This window comes from Moorena sp. SIO4A1, from assembly GCF_010672065.1.
Classification (GTDB): Bacteria; Cyanobacteriota; Cyanobacteriia; order Cyanobacteriales; family Coleofasciculaceae; genus Moorena.
On sequence record NZ_JAAHHX010000362.1, the window covers coordinates 1 to 2,078 of the forward strand.

The window sequence follows — 2,078 nt, forward strand, 5'->3', positions numbered from 1 at the left end:
TTAAGAAGACCGTTTTGTATTGACTACGAACGTAGTTTTGTTCACACTCAAACCCTTCTGTTTTCAGCAAATGCTTTCTTACCACTGAACCGCAGCCATCTGCACCAATCAACAGGTCATAATTAACGATTAACTCTTCTGTTATCTCGTTCTCAAAGGTCACGGTTTTCGCTTTCAAATCAACCTGAGTACATTTAGAGTTAAAGTGGATGCTAAGTTGACTTTCGTCAAACTTTTCCGTTAGTTGCTCTAATAGGTTAATCACCAACGCAGTACGGTCAATACCAATCAGCGGTTTCTTTTTCGACACAAACTTACTCTTGCCATTTTTGATGTGAAAAATCGTACCTGTGATTTCCACTCCTTGAGCTTTAAGGACTTCTTCTAATCCGTCAATTTCTCTCAAAGCCCTCAGTCCACGTTCGCTAAGGGTGATGGGGTAGGCTCTGTACTTAGAGAAAGAGATAGTTCTGGGATCACTGTGGCGGTCATAGATGTCGATTTTATAGTTACCACGACGTAACAAGTAATGAGACAGTAGAACTCCACATGGACCTGCTCCCACAATCAGAACTTTTGCTGCTTTCATTTTGTTAATCATAAACTTACTTAAATAACCATCCTTTGAAGGATCATATCTATGACTGGCTCACTATTTGACTTTTGTTGTATTTTAATCAACATTTTTTATTGAATCCGAGAGCCTAAAATCCATGTATATCAATACTTTCACGGAATATTTAAGAATTATTAACTTTAAAGTGATACCTAGTTTTTGCTAACTTAAATTTTATTGATTATGAGCTTTTTTAATAAAATTTAATCTATAAAAATGAAATTTATACAAAAAAAATATAAAACTTTTTTAAAGATACCTGCAAAATAGATAGTGCTAGGGTTTTTTGATAAAAACTATATGGAGTACTTGACAACTATCAAGTCATCTTAACTTCTCAGGAATGATACCCAGCTCCAAACCTTCTCAGCAGCTGGAACTTTTTAGGAAAGCCCTAGTGGTCTGTCAGTTTTAATTTTGTGAATAGATGGGAAGATACAGAAGTAATCCTTATCTGCCATTACCCATCATCTGAGAAACCATGGAGAAACGTTACATTGTTCGGTTAACACTTGAAGAAAGACAACAACTCCAACAGTTGGTATCCAGGGGCAAGACAGCAGCCTACAAAATAAAACACGCGCTTCTTCTGCGCTCACATTGATATCAATGGACAAGGATGGACAGACGAGCAAGCGGCAACTACCTTTGGTTGTCACCGAAACACGGTAGCCAATCTGCGGCAACGATTAGTCGAACAAGGTTTAGAGGCGGCAGTGGAACGAAAGCAGCAGAAGAATCCATCACGGCAACGGGTATGTGACTCAGAGGCTCAAGCCAAACTGATCGCTCTACGTTGTGGAGAACCCCCAGCAGGACAAGCACGTTGGACCTTACGACTCCTAGCCGACAAAGCAGTGGAGCTAGAGATTGTACCAGCCATTAGCCACGAAACCGTGCGACAAGAGCTCAAAAAAACCAATTAAAACCACATCTGCGCGTTTCAATACGTGATTCCACCCCAAAAAAATGCCTTCTTTGTGGCGGATATGGAAGATGTGCTGGAGGTTTATCACCAACCCTATGACCCCAAACGTCCAATGATTTGTATGGATGAACAACCTGTCCAACTGATCAAAGAAACCCGCATTCCCCTGCCGGCTAAACCGGGACATCCAGAGCTCATAGATTATGAATACGAACGCAATGGAACTGCGAGCATCTTCATGTTTACAGAACCCCTTTCAGGCGCTTCGCTTGGTGGTAGTTAGAGAGCGCAGAACGGCAGTGGATTGGGCAGTGGAAATTCAACGCTTACTAGATCTTGATTACCCTGAATGCGAAACCCTCACCTTGATATGTGATCAATTAAACACTCACAAACCAGCTTCCCTCTATGCAGCCAAAGAAGCACCATACGCACGTCGTAAGGTCTAAAAATTGGAGATTCACCACACTCCATTACATGGCAGTTGGCTCAATAAAGCCTCGAATGAGTTGTCACGGACCCGACAATGCGTGG

Annotated in this window: 4 protein-coding genes; 3 read left to right on the plus strand and 1 reads right to left on the minus strand. The window is 41.5% G+C overall.

The annotated features are described in order from the left end of the window. Nucleotides 1-601: FAD-dependent monooxygenase (locus tag F6K53_RS38270; RefSeq protein ID WP_293085000.1), on the minus strand; the 601-nt coding region annotated here is incomplete at its 3' end. Nucleotides 602-1,221: 620 nt separating this feature from the next. Here F6K53_RS38270 and F6K53_RS38275 point away from each other — a divergent pair. The 3 genes from F6K53_RS38275 to F6K53_RS38285 all read left to right on the plus strand — a co-directional run bounded on the left by F6K53_RS38275 (nt 1,222) and on the right by F6K53_RS38285 (nt 1,993). Further along, nucleotides 1,222-1,542, plus strand: a complete 321-nt coding sequence (locus F6K53_RS38275) for a helix-turn-helix domain-containing protein (protein WP_293085009.1) — start codon at nt 1,222-1,224, stop codon at nt 1,540-1,542. A gap of 63 nt (nt 1,543-1,605) precedes the next feature. Beyond that, a complete protein-coding gene (locus F6K53_RS38280) occupies nt 1,606-1,827 on the plus strand; it encodes a hypothetical protein (RefSeq protein WP_293085003.1) in 222 nt (73 codons plus the stop codon). Next, complete coding sequence (locus F6K53_RS38285; protein ID WP_293085006.1) at nt 1,817-1,993, plus strand: hypothetical protein; 177 nt, start codon at nt 1,817-1,819, stop codon at nt 1,991-1,993. The genes F6K53_RS38280 and F6K53_RS38285 overlap by 11 nt, the downstream gene beginning before the upstream one ends. Nucleotides 1,994-2,078: the final 85 nt, after the last annotated feature.

Bases quoted from the DNA above. Each gene is read 5' to 3' on its own strand.
- F6K53_RS38280 (WP_293085003.1), top strand. From the start codon at position 1,606: ATGGAAGATGTGCTGGAGGTTTATCACCAACCCTATGACCCCAAACGT.